Genomic DNA, 19,775 nt, shown 5'->3' with positions numbered 1-19,775 from the left:
AGCTGAACCTTGACCCGGAGACCCCTTTCAGCAAGTGGATTTAATTACCAATCCATTGTGCCAAAAATCATTGATTTTTGGCACACCACTTATTTTTGGCACACTCGTCTGCTGAATTTGCATGCAGAGCCTCAAAGGTGCACCGGCTCTTCTCCTGCTGTACCTGGAAACTGGTAATCACTCCGGTTGATTACGCTTTCAAAAGAGATGTATTGGCGATTTTTAAAGAAAAATCGCAGATACGTCTGGTTCTTTGTACCCATTTTCAGGCTTCAGTGTGAAATTTCCCTAATTTGACGCTCGTTTGACCACGTTGGCGTCCATCTCCATTTAAACCAGTCTGTCTTCACTTCAGGGTGACATCTTTAAAAGTCATGGAACTCCAGCCCGCCCAATAGGGGACAAAGCTTTCCACCCGGTCTCCCAGTACAAACAGATGTTCCGTCGAGAGCAGAGGCACCCAGACTGCTTCCTCCTGTACCAGGAGCTTCTCCAGGTCGGCGTACTCCTTTAGCCTCTTATTTTCATTCCGGATCGTCCGGGCGGCGGCGATGCGTTTCAATACGGTTTCATCCGCATAGTTGGACGAATGGCGCAGGGTTTTTTCCCGGCTTCCGAAAAAAGAGTAGATAAAGTTGTCGGGGTCATTGTAATCGGCGGACCAGCTCCCGACAAAGGTCATGAGTTTACCTTTTCTTCTAAGATAGATACGGCTGTCCGCATCATAATTCACAATAACAGTATCCAGTCCGACTGCCAGCAGATCCTGACGGATCATTTCCAGCATGGTAAGATCCCGGGTACTTCCCGTGGAATTCGCAGCGATCTCGATCCGGCAGTTCTTCACTTCCGGTACCTGTTCGATCAGCTTTTTCGCGCCCTCCGGGTCGTACTGAAGCCATCCCTGATTCTCCTCACTGTAACCGATCAGGCCTTCGGGATAAATACCGTCCACCAGTCTTCCGTCCCCGTCATAGAGCTCATCCAGGATCTTCTGCCGGTTAATGGCCATCTGGACCGCTTTTCTCACCCGGACATCTTTGAGCGGGCGGTCAGCCATATTGAGCATGAAGAAAATGATATCCACGCAGCCCCTGGTGATCAGACGGTCTTTCCATTCCGCGGACTTGTAAACCTCTTTCAGCGTTTCCGTATTGACAAATTCACAATCCAGGATATCGAGCCCTTCCTCCCGGAACACCTTATCCATAATGGCTGGATCCAGGACCAGGAGCTCAGCTTTTTTAACTGTGACAGGCTGATCGTACCTGTAATAAGGGTTCATTTCAAAAACGACCCGATTGTTCGTAAGTTCTGTCACTCTGTAAGGGCCGGAGCCCATTGTATGTTCCGGATCAGATCCATAGGCGTCTCCGGCCCCGCGCACAAATTCCTCGCTGAGGATACTGCAGGACGGAGTCGCGAGCTGATAAATATAACCGGTAAAAGGCCTGGACAGGGTGATCGTGAGATGGTTGTCATCCAGGACCCTGATTCCTTCCAACGTATCTGTCTTTTGGGACACCACTTTTGCCGCTCCTTTTATCGAATCCGCAAAATCCCGCTGAAGGCTGTCCGGAAGAGAGAGCATCCTGGTGAATGTAAAAGCCACATCGGACGCCTTTACGGGGCTTCCGTCCCAGAAAAAGGCGTCGTCCCGGAGAGTGAAGCTGTAGGTCAGGCCGTCTTCAGAAAGGGAAAACTCTCTGGCCAGGCTTGGGACCAGTTCCGTAGTCCCGTCGTCGTTGACTTTGATATCAAAGAGACGTTCATAGATATTGAGAGGCACCATGTAGCTGCTGGTCACCCTGTGCACATCCATGGATTTGACGGCCTCTGAAGTTCCGATCCGGAGCAGGCCTTCTTCGGGCGCGGTCTGCAGGGCTTCCGCGAGAGCCTCATTTTCCAGGGCTGTCTCACTTTCTGAAACTGCCCCTTTGTCCGAGTCCGGCTCCCTGCCCGCGGCCGCATCTCCTTCCGCAGCGGAACCGCTGCTGATCCCGGCCCCGGTGAGCTCCGCACCGCCGGAATTATTCCGGTCTTCAGATCTGCCCCCGTCTCCCGCGCCGGCGCAGCCGGACAGGAGCAGCATCAGGGCCAGAAGGACTGCCATACATATTTTAAAAATTTTGTAAGTATTACAGATTTTAATAGCCTTACAGGTCTTATACACCGGAAGAAGAAGCCAGTTTCCGCTCATCCTGCATCTCCTCTTAAAAGCCTGATGAACTCCCCGCCGCTCGTGCTTAGAGCAAAAGAAGCGGGGAGGGGTGTTCCGAAAGAATTATCATTGGGATCCCTTGTCAGTTCGTTGTGCAGTTCATAGTTTAGTTCATTGTTCAGTTCATTGTGCGTTTATTGTGAGTAATAAGGATCCTCTGAGTTAAAACGGCAGCAGTCACATCAGTCATAAAATGACTGATCGGTCCTGGCGATAGAGAATGCAGTCAGGAATGCCAGGTCGATGTCTTCTTCGGCAGCAGTCACTTTCAGCCAGGAAGCGCCTGTGATCAGGCCGTTTCCTCCGTCGGGTGATGCCGTGGCGATTTCCGCCATGTCTTTTCCCTTGAGGGAGATGTGGTAGCTCATTCCGATCCTGTCGCCTGCTATGGAGGAATCGATCCTGATCCCCTGGTCATGCAGGTAATCCCAGATATTCTCTCCGTCATATTTGAAGGAGGATTTGATAGAAAAGAATTCAAACAGGCCGGATGTCTCCGTTGTGACGGTATGGCCGACTTTGTGGACGCCGGACTGGCCGGTGATGTGGTTGATGAATTCAAATTCCATGGCGCCCAGGATGGGCTGCTTGAGCATCTTTGCCTCATAGACAACGTTCTTGTCTTCGTCTGTCATGAAAAATCCCTGTTTCAGGATCTTTTTTTCGGGCTGAAAAAAATAAGTGTGATCAGCCATTTGTCCACTCCTTTTCCTGTTCTTTCAATGCTTTGTGTTTCTGCGCGGCTCTGGCCAGGCTGACGATCCCGGCAGCGAGCGCGGCGACCCCGGCCAGGATAAACAGATATCCCTCAAGTTTATTGTTGCCGGGCTGGGCGATCTCAGCGGGGTTTTTCGGATCATAGGAGATCGTGACCTGGTCTCCCACTTTATAGCCAGAGAAGACACCATACTCTTCTTCATATTCTGTGCCGTCTACTATGTATTTGACATCGACAGTGTAAAGAGCCTCGGTGTTGTTTTTCTCATCCGCTTCCTCAAATAATTCCGTTTTAGTGACTACCGCATCGGTTTTGATGTAGTTCGCGTTATCCTTTGCAAAGCTGCGGACGATGCATCCGAAAATGATCAGAATAATGCCTGCACCGATCAGGAACCTGCCCATGCTGGTCTCCCGAAAAAACGTGACCAGTTTGTTCATCATAGTCTCCTTTTTTATTATATGTGGTATTTATGTTCTTTTTTGCGGGTATGTCTGTTTTTTTATCCGTACCGATTATGTACAGTATAGTTTGTACTATTTTGTACCGCAACTGCATCGGGGCTTTCAGGGGATTGCCGGCAGCCGGATCATCTCACTTCATAGCCCGGCTTATTTTGTAAAGCATCCGCTGTCCGGACGGTCCGGGGATCTGCCGGCGGCCGGATCGTTTTATTTCATGTGCCGGGGAGCATTTCTCCGGGTCAGGGCTTCCAGTGTCGCGGCCGGGTCCTTCTGCTTGGCCAGGAAGATCATGGCGGCAATGATGCAGGGCTTGTAGCTGGCCTGTCTGTAGAGGGAATCGCGATAACGGTCAAAGACGCTCGCCTCCACTTCACCTTCCTCGCAGCTGACACCGTTGATATCGGCGGGCAGGCAGTGCAGGTAAAGAGCTTTTTTGTCCTTTGTCAGGGCCATCAGGTCCTCTGTACAGCACCAGTCCTTATGCCCGGCGTTCTGGGCCAGGAGTTCTTTTTCCAGGGCCTGGATGCCCTCTGTGTCTCCTTCTCCGTAGAGATTGGTGCGCTTTTCCATGGCTGCAAAGGGAGCCCAGCTCTTGGGATAAACGATATCGGCATCCCTGAAGGCCTCCTCCATGGAATTGGTCATGCTGAAGCTCCCTCCTGAGGCCTCCGCGTTCTTCTTTGCGACTTCCACCACCTCGGGCATGACTTCGTAGCCCTCGGGGTGGGCCAGGACGACATCCATGCCGAAGCGGGTCATCAGGCCGATCACGCCCTGGGGAACGGAGAGGGGCTTGCCGTAGCTGGGGGAATAAGCCCAGGTCATGGCGATCTTTTTGCCTTTGAGCTTTTCTGCTCCGCCAAAGGTGTGGAGGATGTGCAGCATGTCGGCCATGCACTGGGTGGGATGGTCGATGTCGCACTGGAGGTTGACCAGGGTGGGCTTCTGCTCCAGGACGCCCGCTTCATGTCCCTGAGTCACAGCGTCCACGACATCGTGCATGTATTTGTTTCCCTTGCCGATATACATGTCGTCGCGGATCCCGATGACATCCGCCATGAAGGAGATCATGTTGGCTGTCTCGCGGACGGTCTCGCCGTGAGCGATCTGGCTCTTGCCCTCGTCCAGATCCTGCACCTCCAGACCGAGCAGGTTGCAGGCGGAGGCAAAGGAAAAGCGGGTGCGGGTGGAATTGTCTCGGAAAAGGGAAACGCCCAGACCGGACTCAAACACTTTGGTGGAAATATTGTTCTCCCTCATATAGCGGAGGGCGTCCGCCACGGTAAAGACCGCCTCGATCTCATCGTCAGTCTTCTCCCAGGTGAGAAAGAAGTCTCCCTCATACATTTTTTTAAAATTCAGACTGTTCAACTTGTCAATGTAACCCTGTAGTTTTTTATCCATATTCTGAATCCTTTCCTGGAATCCTTTTCCGGAGTCCTTTCATATTCTCCGGTATCTGTTTTAAGCCCTTTTGTGTTCTGATATCGCTTTAAACCCTTCTGGATTCTGACATCACTTTCCAATTCTGACATCACTTTCCGGCTCTGAACTGGGTAGCATCGTCCGTCTTTTTTTCACTGTCGTAAAGATTCAGGGCAGCGACATAGACGGCCGCGCATCTGACGAGGTCGTCCTTATAGGTCACTTCGTTCGGCGCATGGGCCTGGCTTTCGGCTCCGGGTCCGAAGCCAACGCAGGGGATTCCGTATCTGCCCTGGATCGAAACGCAGTTGGTGGAAAACGTCCACTTGTCGATGAGCGGGCGGTTTCTTTTATCCGCAGAGGAGGGGGAGGACTGGCGCCGGTCACCGTAGAGGGCTCTGTGCGCATCCGCCAGGGCCTGGACATGGGCCGCGTTCTCTTTGTTGATCCAGGTGGGGAAATAGCACTCTGTCTCATAGACTTCTCCGGTCCAGGAGGGTCTGTCGTACATGTACATGGAGACCTTGACGTCATCCGCGTACTTTTTACAGGAGGGAAGCCGGCGGATCTCCTCCAGGCAGGACTCCCAGGTCTCTCCCGCCGTCATGCGGCGGTCGATAGAGACAGAGCAGCTGTCCGCTACTGCGCAGCGGCTGGGGGAGGTGTAGAAGATCTGGGAGACGGTGCAGGTCCCGCGGCCGAGGAATCTGGCGTCCTCGTAGTGGTCAGGATTGTATTCCGGCTCCAGCATTTTTACGAGGCCCTTGATCTCGTCCTCCTCGCCGCACCCGTTTTCATTGAGGGAACGGACGTCCGCAATGATGTCCGCCATCTTGTAGATGGCATTGTCCCCGCGCTCCGGCGCGCTGCCATGGCAGGAAATCCCCTTGACATCCACGCGGATCTCCATGCGGCCGCGGTGACCGCGGTAGATCCCGCCGTCCGTCGGCTCCGTGGAGATCACGAACTCCGGAACGATCTTGTCCTTGTTGTAGATGTACTGCCAGCACATACCGTCGCAGTCCTCTTCCTGGACGCTGCCCACGATCATGATCTTATATCCCCTGGGGATCAGATCCAGATCCTTCATGATCTTCGCCGCATAGACAGCGCTGGCCATGCCGCCCTCCTGGTCGGAGCCGCCGCGGCCGTAAATGATCTCATCGGTCTCATATCCCTCGTAGGGGTCATGGTCCCAGTTCTCGATATTGCCGATTCCCACGGTATCTACATGTGAGTCGATCGCCAGGATTTTGTCCCCGTCTCCGATCCAGCCGATGACATTGCCGAGGCCGTCGATCTCTACCTTATCAAATCCGACTTTTTCCATTTCGGCTTTGATACATTCTACGACTTCTTTCTCTTCGCAGCTCTCACTCGGGCGGGAGATCATCTGGCGCAGGAACCGGACCATATCCGCCCGGTAATCCTCAGCTGCTTCTTTTATTTTTTCATAATCCAGTGCCTTATCCAGTGCCATTTCTGTGTCTCCTTTTCAACTCCTGGTTCTTCAGGCGTTTTTTTATCACGGTTTTTGTATTGCGGGGTTCCCTGTCACGTTTTTTATTCAAGGTTTTATCGCGGATTTTCCTGTCATGTTTTTTTAGATTTGCTGCCGTGACCCTTGTTTATAAACCTACATGCATTGACTGCGTTTTGCTCATTTTACTTTTTGTACCATGTCTTTTCCATGGGAAGCTTTGTGCGGAAAATGCCGTCCAGGGCATAGTAGGCGCCCTGCAGGGCGGGGGCAGTGGGGATGGCGGCGATCTCTCCGATACCTTTTGCGCCGTAGGCGACGGGAAGGAGTTCCTCTTTTTCCACATAGATGGCATGGATATCGGGGATCTGCGGCGCGCGCAGAAGTCCCAGTGTGCCGTAGCGTGCCTGGGGGGCGCCGTCCCTGAGGGGGAAGTCCTCTGTCAGGGCATAGCCCATGCCCATCAGCACGCCGCCCTCGATCTGTCCCTGGATGGAAATAGGGTTGACGACTTTTCCGGAGTCATGGGCGGCGTAGACCTCGGTCACCCGGCCTTTTTCGTCCAGAATGACCACGTGGGTCGCGTAGCCGTAGGCGATGTGGCTCTTGGGGAAGGGTACATCTGCGCCCAGCTTGTCGGTAGGTTCGAAATATTCATAAAAGAATTCCCGTCCCTCGAGAGCAGACAGGTCTCCTCCCGCCTCCTCCAGGGCCTGAGCAAGCTGCAGGGCAGCCTGACGGACTGCTTCGCCGGAGAGCAGGGTCTGGCGGGAGCCGGAGGTGGTGCCCGAATCCGGCGCGATCTCTGTACTGCCGGCTCCGTTGCGGATCCTGGACAGCGGCAGGCCTGTGGCCTGGGCCACGTCCTGGCAGAAAACTGTCAGGCATCCCTGTCCTATATCCGAGGCGGCGCAGTAGATGACACAGACGCCGTCCTCGATCACCAGCCTTGCTCTGCCCTTGTCAGGCAGGCCGACGCCCACGCCGGAATTCTTCATGGCGCAGGCAATACCGGCCCGGCCGGGATTGGCTTCGTAAACATCTTTTACTGCCAGGAGGGTCTCCTTGAGGGCTGTCGAAGGGTCGGCGATCTGTCCGTTGGGAAGGACTTTGCCCGGCTCGATGGCGTTGCGGAAGCGGATCTCCCAGGGGGAGATCCCGACCTTTTCAGCCAGCAGGTTGATCATGGACTCCAGGGCAAATTCGCTCTGGCAGACGCCGAAGCCCCGGAAGGCGCCGGCGGGAGGATTGTTGGTATAGTAACCGTATCCGCGGATATCGGTGTTCTGGTAGCAGTAGGGACCCACGGAATGGGTACAGGCGCGCTCCAGCACCGGTCCGCACAGGGAGGCATAGGCTCCCGTGTCAAAATAGATGTCGCAGTCCAGGGCTGTAAAAATACCGTTTTCATCACAGCCCAGGGTAAAAGTCCCCTCCATGGCATGGCGCTTGGGGTGGAAATTGATGGATTCCTGGCGGCTGAAGCGGGCTTTGACCGGCCGTTTGTAGATCCAGGCAGCCAGAGCGCTGATGTGCTGTACGGTCACGTCCTCCTTGCCGCCGAAACCGCCGCCGACCAGCTGGTTCTCCACGACGACCCGCTCAGGATCCCAGCCGAACATGATGGAAACTTCCTTGCGGGTGTCATAGACTCCCTGGTCCGTGCTCAGGATCTTGACGCCGTCTTTATAGGGAAAAGCCACAGCACATTCCGGTTCCAGGAAGGCGTGCTCGGTAAAGGGTGTGCTGAAGGATCTGGTCACTGTGTATGCCGAGGCTGCCAGAGCGGCGGCCGCGTCGCCCCGGGTGACGTGCCTGCTCTGGCAGAGGTTGCCCGCGCTGTGGACCTTTGGAGCGTCCGGTGCCATGGCCCGGGCGATGGTGGTCACAGGTTCGAGTACCTCATACTCCACTTTGACCAGCTTTTTGGCTTTCTCCAGGATTTCCTCTGTCTCGGCTGCCACCAGACAGATGGCATCGCCGACGCACCGGGTCACGCTGCCCACAGCGATCATGACGTCCCAGTCCTGCTGGAGGTGTCCCACCTTGTTATTGGGCACATCCTCAGCGGTCAGGACGCCGGCTACGCCCGGAAGGACAAGAGCTGCTGAAGCATCGATGGACAGGACGCGGGCTCTGGCGTATTTGGAGCGCACAGCGGAAAGATGGAGCATCCCCTCCATCTCGATATCGTCCGGATACTTGCCGTAGCCTAGCACCTTTTTTCTCACATCTATGCGGAAGGCGCGGCGGCCGACGCCAAAATCGTCCCCCTTCTCCGCTTCGGGATCGATCTTCGTCTCCCCTCTGAGGATGGAAGCCGTGAGCCTGATCCCGTCGATGATCTTGCGGTAGCCTGTGCAGCGGCAGATATTGCCCCTGATGGCGGTCCTGATCTCCTCCTCCGAGGGATCCGGATTTTTGTCCAGCAGGGCTTTGCCGGCCATGACCATACCGGGGGTGCAGAAGCCGCACTGGACCGATCCGCTGATCCCGAAGGCATAGACGAAGGCCTCCTTTTCAAAGTCGCTGAGGCCTTCCACCGTCAGTATGTTACGTCCGGCGGCCTTTTGTGTCGTCAGGACACAGGATTTGACCGCCGCTCCGTCAACGACGATGGTGCAGGTGCCGCAGGCGCCCTCGCTGCAGCCGTCTTTGACTGAATACAGATGCAGATCATCCCTCAGAAAGCGCAGGAGAGGCTTGTTCTCATCTGTAGAGCACTGTCTGCCATTGACAGTGAACTGGTATTTTTCCTGCATAAGGGCATCCTCCTCTCGAGTGCTTTAAAAAATCCTGTGTCTTATTTCATCGGATGGAAAAAATGCCGTTGGCGTCATGGATCACACCGCGGGGACATTTGGAAGCGCACATGCCGCAGGCGATGCAGCGCTCCTGGTCGATCACAGCATGCTGGTCCTCGACGCGGATCGCTCCCGCAGGGCAGGCTTTTTCACAGATTCCGCAGCCGATGCAGCCGGAGCTGCAGGACTCTCTCGTTTCTTTTGCCGGAGCCCTGCCCGAGCAGAAGGGCTGGATCGTGTTCTCGGGAGGAATGAGGCTGATCAGCTGCTGCGGGCAGATTTTGACGCATTTCCCGCAGCCGACACATTTTTCCTGGTCGACTGAGGCGGGCCCTTTCTCTTTTAACGTGATCGCTTTCAGAGGGCAGGCTGCCGCGCAGCTTCCTCCTCCGAGACAGCCAAATGCACAGGCGCCGGGGATTCCTTCCGGACTTAGAGCTTTTACCGATGTTTTTATGGCCGCGCAGTCCGGGCCGCTTTGGCCTTCCGAGGCAGATTGAATGATGGCAGCGGAGCCGCTGCAGCGGATCACGGCAACAGATTTTTTCTTCATAAAAACCTTTCGTAGCAGCGGGTCGACGCTGCTGATCTCGTCTGTGGTTTCTTTAAAATTATCTCTTTTATCAGCTGTCTTTTTGTCAGCTGTCTTTTTGTCAGCTATCTCTTTTGTTATCTGTCTCTTTTATTATCTCTCCGAAGTCTGAGTAACCAGGTGAGAAGCCCCCTGTTCGAATGCTCTCACCGTTATGCAGCATCTGGACAGTTTATCCGGTTTCAGGGCTCCCGCCCTTATGTTGAGTCAGGGCAGCAGGTAGGCATAGTCTGTGAGGACGGTATTGATCACTGCCGCCGCATCCTTCGACACTTTGTCCGCTTCCTCTGTTTTCACGGTCGTCACAGTGCCGTCCAGGCGGATCTTCACGCTGTCTTGTCCGGTCATCAGGAAGCCTTCGTTGGTGCTGTCCGCAAAGTCCTCCTCAGACCAGAACAGGGTGAATTTGTCTTTGTAAGGCCTGCCGCTGTAAGGACAGAAGACGGCGCAGTTTCCGCACTCGTTGCACATGCCGTCGACATGAATGATCTGGGCCTGCTGTCTGCCGGGAACGTGGATGGCCACATTGGCGCGGTTGGGACAGACGTCAGCACAGACTTCGCAGACAGTGGGACAGCCCAGGCACCTTTCGTCCGGCATGGCCCCGGTGTCCTCCGACACGATTCCCTTTTTGCACAGGTAGTCCGCTTCGGGCGCCGCCGCGTTTTCGCCGGCCCAGGTCTCGAAGCTGATCCCTCCGATCGCCGCCGCTGCCTTCGCCGCGTCCGCGATCCCTTCGACCACAGTCGCAGGACCTCTTCTGGCGTCGCCGATGGCGTAGACGCCTGCTGCGGAGGTCTTCATATCCGCGTCCACTACCGGGCGTCCTTTTTTGTCCAGGGCGCAGCCCGCCGCCTCGAACAGGCCGGTATCGATGCGCTCGCCCACCGCGGCGATCACGATGTCGGCGGGGATCTGAACAGTCTTTCCTGTCGGGACAGGGGACCGCCTGCCGGATTCATCCGGCGCGCCGAGCTCCATCACACTGCAGGTCAGCCTGCCGTCTTCAAGGGTTTCGGGCGCCAGGAGCTCCATGAACTCCACGCCGTCTTCAAGGGCCATCTGAAGCTCTTCCTCATCCGCCGGCATATAACGTTTCGTGCGGCGGTAGACCAGGCGGACATTTCGTTCGCCGGGCAGGCGTTTCGCGGCCCTGGCTGTGTCCATGGCTGTATTGCCGCCGCCCAGGACGACGATATTTGAGCCCTCTCCGGCTGCTGCGGGGTCTTTTTTGACCATCTGGAGGAAGTGGAGGGCGTCCAGACATTCTCCGGACGAGAGGGGGTTCTCCCCGCTCTTCCAGGCGCCGACAGCCACGATCACATCGGTAAAGCCCTCTTTCCGGAGTTCCTCAACAGAGGAGATCTCCCGCCCGCAGACAAGCTCTGCGCCGAAAGCAAGGCAGATCGCGACGTCCTTTTCTATCTCTGGCGAAGCGATGCGGAAGTCCGGAATGGCATGGGCGACGACACCGCCGGGTTTTTCACTGCGTTCAAATACCGTCACCGGAATGCCGGCTCTGGACAGGAAGGCGGCTGCGGAGAGGCCCGCGGGGCCTGCGCCGATCACAGCGACCTTCTTTCGGGCGCTGTCTGCACTGCCGGAGCCGCAGGAGGAACCGGTCTGCGGCGCGCCCAGGGTCGGGAATACCTCTGCGCAGGCTGCTCTGGCTGCCGCGAGTTTGGTCTCGCGGATGTGCAGGGTCTCCTCGTAGTAGTTGCGCATGCACTTGTCCCCGCAGTGGTGGGGGCAGATCGTTCCCGTAATGAAGGGAAGGGGATTTCTCTCCAGGATGATGCGGAAGGCCTTCTCCGGATCCTTCTGAGCCATGGCCCGCAGGTAGGCGGGAATATCCTGGCCGATGGGACATCCCTCCCTGCAGGGGGATGTGAAGCAGTCAAAGAGCGGGAGCTCTTTTTTGATATGGCGGTCCGGGAGAGGTTTGACCGGTTTTGTATAGAAACCGGCGGCTGCCGCGTTTTCGTCCATTGCCTTGACGGCTGCGATGTCCACACCAGTAAAAGCAGTGCTGCCGCAGTCCATGAGACGGTCCGCGATCTGGCACATCCTCTGGTATCCGCCCGGCTTGAGCACGTTGGTGGCCATGGTGATGGGCCAGATCCCCGCGTCAAAGAGGGCCTTTATGTTATTGATAGCCGCTCCGCCCGAATAGGAGATGCGGAGCCTGCCGCCGAAGGTCTCGCTGATCCTGGCCGCCAGATGAATGGTCAGAGGAAACAGGGCGCGGCCTGCCATGTACATTTCCTCGCTGGGCAGCTCGCCCCGGGTTACATCCACCGGGAAAGTGTTGGTCAGCTTGACGCCGAACTCGACGCCCTTTTCCGCCGCCAGAGCCGTCAGCCTCTCCAGCATGGGTACAGCATCCTCCCACTGGAGGTCCTCTTTGAAGTGGTGGTCGTCAAAGGCTACATAATCAAAGCCCAGGGAATCGAGCCTTGCCCTGGCGTAGTCGTAGCCCAGAAGGGTCGGATTCAGTTTGATATAGGTGTTCAGATTTTTTTCTGTGATCAGATAGGTCGCGATCCTCTCGATCTCGTCAGGCGGACATCCGTGCAGGGTGGATTCTGTGATGGAGGCGGAGATCCTGGAAGAAACGCCGCGGATATAGGCCTCGTCCACAATTTTGAATCTTTCCTCATTCGCCAGTGCCCATCCGATACATTCTTTAAAAACATCAGAGTTCTCCGCATTGATCAGGGTGTCGATAAAGGTGTTGATCTTTTCGGATTTGATCCCCGCCAGGTCGTAACCGACAGACATGTTGAAGACAAAGGCATCGGGATCTCCCATACCGAATTCCCGGGCCAGAAGTTTGCAGGCCACCCACGCTTTGATGTATTCCGCGCAGGCCTGCGTCACGTAGAGCTCTGTGGACCACTCGCAGTTGTAGCACTCATCGTCCGCTATGATGCAGGGCTTATTGACACAGGCGGCCAGTTCGGGACCGTCCATGATCTGAACCGTTTTCAGTTCAAAAAAGCGGGACCCGGCCGCGTAAGCCGCGACGATATTCTGCGCCAGCTGGGTGTTGGGACCGGCCGCCGGGCCGAAGGGCGCTTCAATTTTTTCTTTAAAAATCGGCAGGGCCTGCCGGTTGGAATGCTTCACAGGCATTGAAACCCCGAAGATGCTTCCGCTCTTCTGATATTCCTCCAGGATCCAGTTCATCAGATGCCCAAAGGACATGGGACGCATAATATCGCTCATGGTGTCCTCCTTTCGTATCTATATCCCTGTGGTCAGAGTCTTAGGTGATCAGTATTCCCTGTGGTAAGAGATTTGAGTAATCAGTATTCACCGTGGTCAGAGATCTAGTGGTCAATATTCTCTGCGGTCAGAGTCCTAAGTGATCAGTATTCCCTGTGGTTGAGCTCGCCCCAGAGCTTTTTGCTCTGTTCGAGGGTCCAGGCATTGATCCTGTCCTCATCCAGGTCGACGAATTCGCGGTCTTTATAGAGAAGACGTCCGTTTATAATGGTAGTCCGGCAGTTTCTTCCGTTCATGCCAAAGAGCATATGTCCGTCGATATTTTCATCGGAAAAAGGAGTGAAGGGCTTGTAGTCCATAACAATGATGTCGGCAGCGGCTCCCTCTTTGAGGATACCGAGGGGCACACCGAAATACTTCTCGGCTATGATGCGGTTGTTTGTGAACTGCATGGTGAAATCCTCGCCCCAGGCGACGTTGGGGAGGGCAGCGTTGTGTCTCTGGATGATCAGGAAAACTTTCATGCTCTCCAGTATGTCGTGGGTATAGGCATCGGTTCCCATGCCGACGGTGATCCCTTTTTTCATCATCTGAAGGACAGGGGCGCAGCCGACGGCGTTGCCCATGTTGGACTCCGGGTTGTTGACGACCATGGTTCCGGTTTCCTTAATGATGTCCATCTCGGCGGGACTCACATGGATGCAGTGGCCGAGCAGGGTCCTGTCCCCCAGGATCCCGTTGTAGAGCAGGCGGTTCACCGGCCGGCAGCCATAGTTGCGGAGGCTGTCATAGACGTCATTCATCCCCTCCGCGACGTGGATGTGGAAGCCGGTCATGCCGTCATTGGCCTCCACCATCTTCTCAAAGGTTTTGTCGGAGATCGTGAAAAGGGCGTGGCCGCCGAACATGGCCTTGATCATAGGATCATCGGCTTCAATTGCATATTTGGCAAAATCAGCGTTCTCCTGGATCCCCTGCAGGGTCTTTTCTTCGCCGTCGCGCTCGGAGATCTCATAGCAGAGGCAGGCCCGCATGCCTGTTTCCTTCGCGACGTCCCTGATGGCAAAAAGAGAACCGGGGATCTCGCAGAAGCTGGCGTGGTGGTCAAAGATCGTCGTCACGCCGTTGCGGATGCAGTCCAGGATCGTTGCGTAGGCAGACGCCCGGGTTCCGTCCAGAGTGAGCCTCCGGTCGATCGCCCACCAGGTGCCGTCGAGGACCTCAAAGAAATTGGTGGGATTATTGCCGACAATGGAAAGGCCCCTGGCCAGCCCGGAATAGATATGCGTGTGGGCATTGATCAGGCCGGGCATGATGACGCCGCCCTTCGCGTCGACAAAGGACGCCTCCGGATACTTTTTCTTCAGATCCTCCAGCCCGCCGACCGCCAGGATCTTTGTTCCTTCCGTGATGACAGCGCCGTCTTTCAGATAAGGCCTGTCAGGATCTCTTGTAATAACCTGTCCGTTTCCAATCAAAAGCATGCCGTCACCTTTTCCTTTCCCTGTTCTATACGGAAAAGCACCGCGCTTTTTTTCTGCTCCGTACAGAAACAGATCCCTGTATAATACGAATCGATCACTGTCTATCCGCGGTCCTGATGAAGTCTGTTCGGACGGCTGGAGTGTTTACAGTTTTCCCGCCGCCTCCAGCCTTTTGAGCATGGTCTTTTTGACTGCGCGGAAAATATTTTCATACCCTGTGCAGCGGCACAGATGTCCGGACATCCTGATCCGGATCTCTTCATCGGACAATTCCCGTCCTTCGTTCAGGATCTCCACCGCGCTCATAATGACACCGGGTGTACAGAAGCCGCACTGGACGGCCGCTTCGTCGATAAAGGCCTGCTGGATGTCGGAGATCTCGTTATTGGGACCCTCCAGACCTTCCAGCGTCAGGATATCCTTGCCGTCCGCCCAGACCGCCAGATAGATGCAGGAGTTGAAACACTCCCCATTGATCAGGACGTTGCAGGCGCCGCACTCTCCCACCTCGCAGCCTTTTTTCACACTGGTCAGACGGAAGTCGTTCCTGAGCATGTCTGTCAGGGACGCCCGCACATCCACCATGACATCCCGGTCTTTTCCATTGATCCTGCAGTGGATCATTTTGTACTGTTTACTCACGAATCTCACCCCCTCCCAGAAGGATCGATTTTGTCAGGGCCCTTTTTGCCATTTCTACGGCGATATGCTGGCGGAAGGCTTTGGCCGCTCTCCAGCTGTCTCTGGGATTGATGTCCTCCAGCACGGCACGGGCAAAAGCATTTACGGTCTCCCTGCTCACTTCCCGGCCTGCCGCGGTCTTCTCCGCCGTCGGCGCCCTCATGGGGATCGGTCCGGCTACGCCGTAGGCGATCCTGGCATCCCGAATCACCTTTTTGTCTTCTGACAGGGAGGCGTTCACGGAGCACCCCAAAGTGGCAATGTCCATGGCCTCGCGCATGGAATATTTAATATAATTTCCGCAGTAGCCCTCATAGGACTTCTTGGGGATAATGATCGCGGTCTGCAGCTCGCCCGGCTTTAGATCTACGACGCCGGCCTTGATGTAAAAATCCTGGATGGGAAGCCTGCGGATCCCCTCCGGTCCTGTCAGTTCCACGATGGCGTCCCAGGCAAACAGAGTAGAGGCCGAGTCGGCACTGGTCACCCCGTTGCAGGTGTTGCCGCCGATGGTGCCGATATTGCGGATCTGGGGTCCACCGACAAGGCTCACCGCTTCCCCCAGGACAGGGATCTTTTCCTGAATGATGGGATCTGCCGCGATATGGGAAAAGCTGGTCAGGGATCCGATGCGGATGGCTTCCTCTTCGTCATAGGAAACGCCCCTCATCGCGTCGATCCCGTAGATGCTCACCAGCTCCGCGCCGGCCCGTTTTCCCTCGCGGATCTGCACCAGGACATCACTTCCGCCGGCCAGGATCTGGGCCTGTGGATGTTCCACCAGAAGATGGATCGCTTCCTCGACGCTTCCCGCTTCATACAGAGCTTTGATATCATACATAGCGGCACCTTACCTTTCGTCATGGAAGAGTCCGGCCTCTGAAAAGGCGCGGAACAGGTTGTGGGGATCTGCCGGGGCATTGTTGAGTGCCACTCCGGTGGCGTGGAAAATGGCATTGCGGATCGCCGGCGCCACAGAACAGGTCGGCGGCTCTCCCAGGGCCTTGGTGCCGAAAGCACTGGTGGGCTCGGGATTTTCCACGAACAGGGCTGTCAGCTTGGGGTGGTCCAGGAAGGTGGACATCTTGTAGTCCAGCAGATTGTTGTTCAGGGCGCGGCCGGTCTTCTCATCAAACATAAGCTTCTCGGACAGGCCGAAACCGATTCCCATGCTCATACCGCCGTGGACCTGGGCTTCTGCCAGGGCGGGATTGATCAGATTTCCGGCGTCGTGGCAGTTCACTACATTGAGGAGCTTTGCCCTGCACATGGGAATGTCGACCTCCACCTCGGCAATGGTACAGCCAAAGGAGTAGGCATTGGATTTTACCTGATATGTGCTCTCTGCAGTGATATGGCGGCTGTCTTCGAGGCTGTAGAGCGCCTCTGTCGCAAGCTCTCCCAGGCTCATCAGCACCCTGCCGTCCGTGGTCCGGACGATATTCCCGTCGACAATGTCCAGGTTGAAGACCGGCATCCGGGTCAGTTTATGGGCATAGTCCAGGATCTTCTGCTTCAGGAGGAGTCCGGTCTGGCGGATGGAAAAGCCTGCCACATAGGTCTGTCTGGAGGCGTAGGCGCCAGTACCGAAGGGAGTGACGTCCGTGTCCTGGCAGGAGATGATATGGACTTTTTCCAGTGGAACGCCGACCACATCCGCCGCCATCTGGGAAAAGGCTGTGTCCGCGCCCTGGCCGATCTCTGTCTCCGCCACCTGCAGCTGGAAAGACCCGTCCTGGTTGAGCACCATACGGCAGGAAGAACTTTCCAGAGAAATAGGCCAGACTGCCGTGTTATACCAGAAGACCGCCATGCCGATCCCTCTGCGGATGTCCCCGGTCTGGTTCTCGTATTCCTTCACCTTTCTCTCATAGTCGATGGCGGCCATGGCCTTGTCCAGGCACTGGTTAAAGGAGTCCGCGTACAGTTGGTTTTTGGAAAAACCGTCCACATAGCCCACGGGCATGAGGTTGCGCCTGCGGAATACCAGGGGGTCCTCTCCCAGGGCGGCAGCCACGTCCTCGGTGTGGGACTCCACAGCCCACATGGCCTGAGGGATCCCGTAGCCTCTCATGGCGCCGGCCACGGGCTTATTGGTGAAAATGGTGTAGGCATCCACCTCAACATTTTCACAGGGATAAAGCTGCGGGAAGGCGCCGGCGCCTTTAGCGCAGATGCTGTGGCCGTGGGAGGCGTAGGCTCCCTGGTCGGAAAAGGCCTCCAGCTTCCTGGCGGCAAAGGTTCCGTCCGGTCTGACCCAGGAGACGATGTGATTGCGGATCGAATGGCGGGTCCGGTTGCAGATAAAGGTTTCCTCCCTGGGTACATCCAGTTTTACCAGATGTCCGCCCGTCTGCAGGCTCAGCCAGGCACAGAGGGGCTCATAAAGGACGTCCTGTTTGTTGCCGAAACCGCCTCCAATATAGGGCTTGACCACCCGGACCCTGCCCCAGTCAATGCCCAGAGCCTGTCCCACGGTACGCCGGACGATATGGGGGATCTGCGTGGATGTGACCACGTTGACCCGGCCTCCCTCCACAAAGGCATAGCAGATAAAGTTTTCTATATGGCAGTGCTGGACAACAGGGGTCTCATACCAGCCCTCCACCTTGATCAGACCAGGTTCCTGGATCGCCTTCTGATAGTCTCCCAGCCGGGTCTGCGTATGTTTGAGGATATTGTTGGGATACTCTTCATGCAGCAGAGGAGCTCCGTCCTCCATGGCCTTCTGTACATCCAGCACAAAGGGGTACTCTTCGTACTCCACCCTGATCAGGCGCAGAGCCTGCGAGGCGGCGACCTCGTCCTCCGCCACGACAGCAGCGATATCGTCCCCTGCGAAGCGGACCCTGTCTGTCAGGATCAGGCGGTCCGCGACGTCCTGATGAGACGGATCTGTGGACCAGGGGTGGCCGGCTGTCGGAAAATAGTGCTTCTCTTTGAGATCAAAGCAGGTCAGGATCCTGACCACGCCGGGAACCTTTTCCGCCTCCGATGTATCAATGGAAACGACTCTTCCGTTGGCAATGGTGGAATGCAGTACCCTGGCAATATAGGCGCCGCGGTCGCACAGGTCATCAGTATACTTTGACCGGCCTGTCACCTTGTCAAAGGCATCCACCCGCTTTACGCTCTGTCCCGCATACATAGGCTGCCTCCTTTTCTTTTCTACAGGTCTTTTCAACGTGTCTTTTCCGGATGTCTTTTTTATATATTTACAGTTATATATTTACATTTACAGAAAAATATTTCCAAAAAATGGATCCGGGTTAAAGGGTCTGGTTTAAAGAATCTGGTTTAAAGGATTCGGTTTAAAGGATCTGGTTTAAAGGGTCGGGTTTAAAGAATCCGTTCGCCTGCGGCGAACTTCATCACGATCCCTTCTCTGTCCAGTTCCAGGTAGACGGCTCTTTCCAGCCTGTCCCCAAGCGTCAGGGGGCGGGCGCTCTGCAAAGAGGAATCATCCAGTACGACCGCGTCAAATTCATATCCGTCCTCAAAGCTTCCGACTTTGCCAAAAAAGGCTCCGCCTCCCTTTGTCGCCAGATAGAGGCTTTCGGCAAATTTCAGCGGTCCCGCATTCCTGTCGATATATCTCCAGTACAGATTCGAAACCTGTATGGTATCGGTCACAGCCCGGAATATGGAGTCCGAAAAGCCTCCTCCTACATCTGTTCCGAGTCCGACCCGGATCCCTTTTTCCAGGAAACGGCGCACCGGCGCGATCCCGGAAGCAAGGTCCATGTTGGATGCCGGGCAGTGGGCGATCCAGACGCCGTTGTCCAGGATCCTCTGCATTTCCTCCGGCGTCGAATATATGCCGTGGGCCATGACCGTGTTTCCTTCTCTTCCGAAAAGACCGTAACGGTCATAGGCATCTCCGTAAAAGGCCGCCTCCGGTTCCAGCTCCGCGACCAGCTCCACCTCCCCGGGATTTTCCGAGAGATGGGACTGGACCGGCAGGTCATACTCTTTCCTGATCCTTCCCAGAGCCTCCATCAGCTCTCCTGTACAGGTTGGAACAAAACGGGGTGTAATGATCGGTTTTGTTCTCCTGTATCCACGCTTCCTGCTCTCTTCGATAAAAAGCCGGGTATCCGCTTCCGCTTCTGAAACGCTTTTCTCCGTCAGCTCCGGCGGTGCATGCCGGTCCATATTGACCTTGCCCACAAAGCTGATCAGTCCGCTCTTTTCCATACAATCCATCAGGATAAGCGTGGACCGGACATGGATCGTGCCGAAAATAACCGCACGGGTGGTGGCTCCCTTTTTCAGTCCGTTGGAAAAAATCTCATAAGCCCGGGCGGCATATCCCGTGTCCGCATACCTGATCTCCTCCGGAAAAGTGACCCGGTCCAGCCATTTCAGGAGTTCATAATCCATCCCGGTGCCGCGGAAAGCGTACTGAGGGGCATGGATATGCAGATCCACCATGCCGGGCAGGACCAGACCGTCCCCGCAGTCAATGACCTCCAGCGCTCTGTATTGTTCCGGTATCTGACTGATGTTATCAAAAATACCCCTGCAGGTGCCTTCCGCACAGACAATGCAGGCATGCTCCCGGATCTCCAGGCTGCCCAGGCGGGGTGTATGACAGATATTCCCTTTTAATATAAAGCTGTTTCCCATTTGAACCCCCGATCTGTCTTCTGCTGATGCTTCTTTTTGCTCAGGTGTT

13 protein-coding genes are annotated in these 19,775 nt (G+C 55.7%); all 13 read right to left on the bottom strand.

Features of this window, described 5'->3' with window-relative positions:
• Positions 1 to 346: 346 nt before the first annotated feature.
• The 13 genes from BLT02_RS11475 to BLT02_RS11415 all read right to left on the bottom strand — a co-directional run bounded on the left by BLT02_RS11475 (position 347) and on the right by BLT02_RS11415 (position 19,726).
• Positions 347 to 2,200 carry an ABC transporter substrate-binding protein gene (locus tag BLT02_RS11475; protein WP_092995408.1) on the bottom strand — a complete coding sequence of 618 codons (1,854 nt, stop codon included), beginning with the start codon at positions 2,198 to 2,200 and terminating at the stop codon, positions 347 to 349.
• 203 nt (positions 2,201 to 2,403) lie between these two features.
• Positions 2,404 to 2,916 carry a hypothetical protein gene (locus BLT02_RS11470; protein ID WP_092995405.1) on the bottom strand — a complete coding sequence of 171 codons (513 nt, stop codon included), beginning with the start codon at positions 2,914 to 2,916 and terminating at the stop codon, positions 2,404 to 2,406.
• Positions 2,909 to 3,382 (bottom strand): DUF3592 domain-containing protein, encoded by a 474-nt coding sequence (locus BLT02_RS11465; RefSeq protein ID WP_092995402.1) that lies wholly within the window; start codon positions 3,380 to 3,382, stop codon positions 2,909 to 2,911. The genes BLT02_RS11470 and BLT02_RS11465 overlap by 8 nt, the downstream gene beginning before the upstream one ends.
• Before the next feature lie 228 nt (positions 3,383 to 3,610).
• Positions 3,611 to 4,807 carry a knotted carbamoyltransferase YgeW gene (gene ygeW, locus BLT02_RS11460; RefSeq protein WP_092995399.1) on the bottom strand — a complete coding sequence of 399 codons (1,197 nt, stop codon included), beginning with the start codon at positions 4,805 to 4,807 and terminating at the stop codon, positions 3,611 to 3,613.
• Positions 4,808 to 4,937: 130 nt separating this feature from the next.
• Positions 4,938 to 6,290, bottom strand: coding sequence for a YgeY family selenium metabolism-linked hydrolase (locus BLT02_RS11455; protein ID WP_092995436.1), 1,353 nt, complete (start codon positions 6,288 to 6,290; stop codon positions 4,938 to 4,940).
• A gap of 203 nt (positions 6,291 to 6,493) precedes the next feature.
• Positions 6,494 to 9,070: a selenium-dependent xanthine dehydrogenase gene (gene xdh / locus BLT02_RS11450; protein WP_092995396.1), complete on the bottom strand. Its 2,577-nt coding sequence runs from the start codon at positions 9,068 to 9,070 to the stop codon at positions 6,494 to 6,496.
• Positions 9,071 to 9,116: 46 nt separating this feature from the next.
• The gene (locus tag BLT02_RS11445) at positions 9,117 to 9,665 is read right to left on the bottom strand and encodes a 4Fe-4S binding protein (protein ID WP_092995393.1); all 549 of its coding nucleotides are present in this window, start codon (positions 9,663 to 9,665) and stop codon (positions 9,117 to 9,119) included.
• Between the two features lie 246 nt (positions 9,666 to 9,911).
• Complete coding sequence (gene ygfK / locus BLT02_RS11440) at positions 9,912 to 12,932, bottom strand: putative selenate reductase subunit YgfK (protein WP_092995390.1); 3,021 nt, start codon at positions 12,930 to 12,932, stop codon at positions 9,912 to 9,914.
• A 143-nt stretch (positions 12,933 to 13,075) separates the two neighbouring features.
• Positions 13,076 to 14,416, bottom strand: a complete 1,341-nt coding sequence (gene ssnA / locus BLT02_RS11435; RefSeq protein WP_092995387.1) for a putative aminohydrolase SsnA — start codon at positions 14,414 to 14,416, stop codon at positions 13,076 to 13,078.
• 144 nt (positions 14,417 to 14,560) lie between these two features.
• Entirely contained in the window at positions 14,561 to 15,058 is a 498-nt protein-coding gene (gene xdhC, locus BLT02_RS11430) for a xanthine dehydrogenase subunit XdhC (RefSeq protein ID WP_092995384.1), read from the bottom strand.
• Complete coding sequence (xdhB, locus tag BLT02_RS11425; protein ID WP_092995381.1) at positions 15,051 to 15,938, bottom strand: xanthine dehydrogenase subunit XdhB; 888 nt, start codon at positions 15,936 to 15,938, stop codon at positions 15,051 to 15,053. The genes xdhC and xdhB overlap by 8 nt, the downstream gene beginning before the upstream one ends.
• Positions 15,939 to 15,947: 9 nt before the next feature.
• Positions 15,948 to 18,245 carry a xanthine dehydrogenase subunit XdhA gene (gene xdhA, locus BLT02_RS11420; RefSeq protein ID WP_092995377.1) on the bottom strand — a complete coding sequence of 766 codons (2,298 nt, stop codon included), beginning with the start codon at positions 18,243 to 18,245 and terminating at the stop codon, positions 15,948 to 15,950.
• A gap of 191 nt (positions 18,246 to 18,436) precedes the next feature.
• Positions 18,437 to 19,726, bottom strand: a complete 1,290-nt coding sequence (locus BLT02_RS11415; protein ID WP_092995374.1) for an amidohydrolase family protein — start codon at positions 19,724 to 19,726, stop codon at positions 18,437 to 18,439.
• Positions 19,727 to 19,775 lie beyond the last annotated feature (49 nt).

The organism is Sarcina sp. DSM 11001, from assembly GCF_900101015.1.
In the GTDB taxonomy this organism is placed as follows: domain Bacteria; phylum Bacillota; class Clostridia; order Lachnospirales; family Lachnospiraceae; genus CAG-791.
This window is presented reverse-complemented; position numbering and strand designations above follow the sequence as displayed.

What these genes read in the sequence shown, in the direction of transcription:
- ygfK (WP_092995390.1), bottom strand. Translation starts at nt 12,932, where the DNA reads ATGAGCGATATTATGCGTCCCATGTCCTTTGGGCATCTGATGAACTGG.
- BLT02_RS11475 (WP_092995408.1), bottom strand. Translation starts at nt 2,200, where the DNA reads ATGAGCGGAAACTGGCTTCTTCTTCCGGTGTATAAGACCTGTAAGGCT.
- ygeW (WP_092995399.1), bottom strand. Translation starts at nt 4,807, where the DNA reads ATGGATAAAAAACTACAGGGTTACATTGACAAGTTGAACAGTCTGAAT.
- xdhA (WP_092995377.1), bottom strand. Translation starts at nt 18,245, where the DNA reads ATGTATGCGGGACAGAGCGTAAAGCGGGTGGATGCCTTTGACAAGGTG.
- BLT02_RS11445 (WP_092995393.1), bottom strand. Translation starts at nt 9,665, where the DNA reads ATGAAGAAAAAATCTGTTGCCGTGATCCGCTGCAGCGGCTCCGCTGCC.
- xdhB (WP_092995381.1), bottom strand. Translation starts at nt 15,938, where the DNA reads ATGTATGATATCAAAGCTCTGTATGAAGCGGGAAGCGTCGAGGAAGCG.
- BLT02_RS11415 (WP_092995374.1), bottom strand. Translation starts at nt 19,726, where the DNA reads ATGGGAAACAGCTTTATATTAAAAGGGAATATCTGTCATACACCCCGC.
- BLT02_RS11470 (WP_092995405.1), bottom strand. Translation starts at nt 2,916, where the DNA reads ATGGCTGATCACACTTATTTTTTTCAGCCCGAAAAAAAGATCCTGAAA.
- xdh (WP_092995396.1), bottom strand. Translation starts at nt 9,070, where the DNA reads ATGCAGGAAAAATACCAGTTCACTGTCAATGGCAGACAGTGCTCTACA.
- BLT02_RS11465 (WP_092995402.1), bottom strand. Translation starts at nt 3,382, where the DNA reads ATGATGAACAAACTGGTCACGTTTTTTCGGGAGACCAGCATGGGCAGG.
- ssnA (WP_092995387.1), bottom strand. Translation starts at nt 14,416, where the DNA reads ATGCTTTTGATTGGAAACGGACAGGTTATTACAAGAGATCCTGACAGG.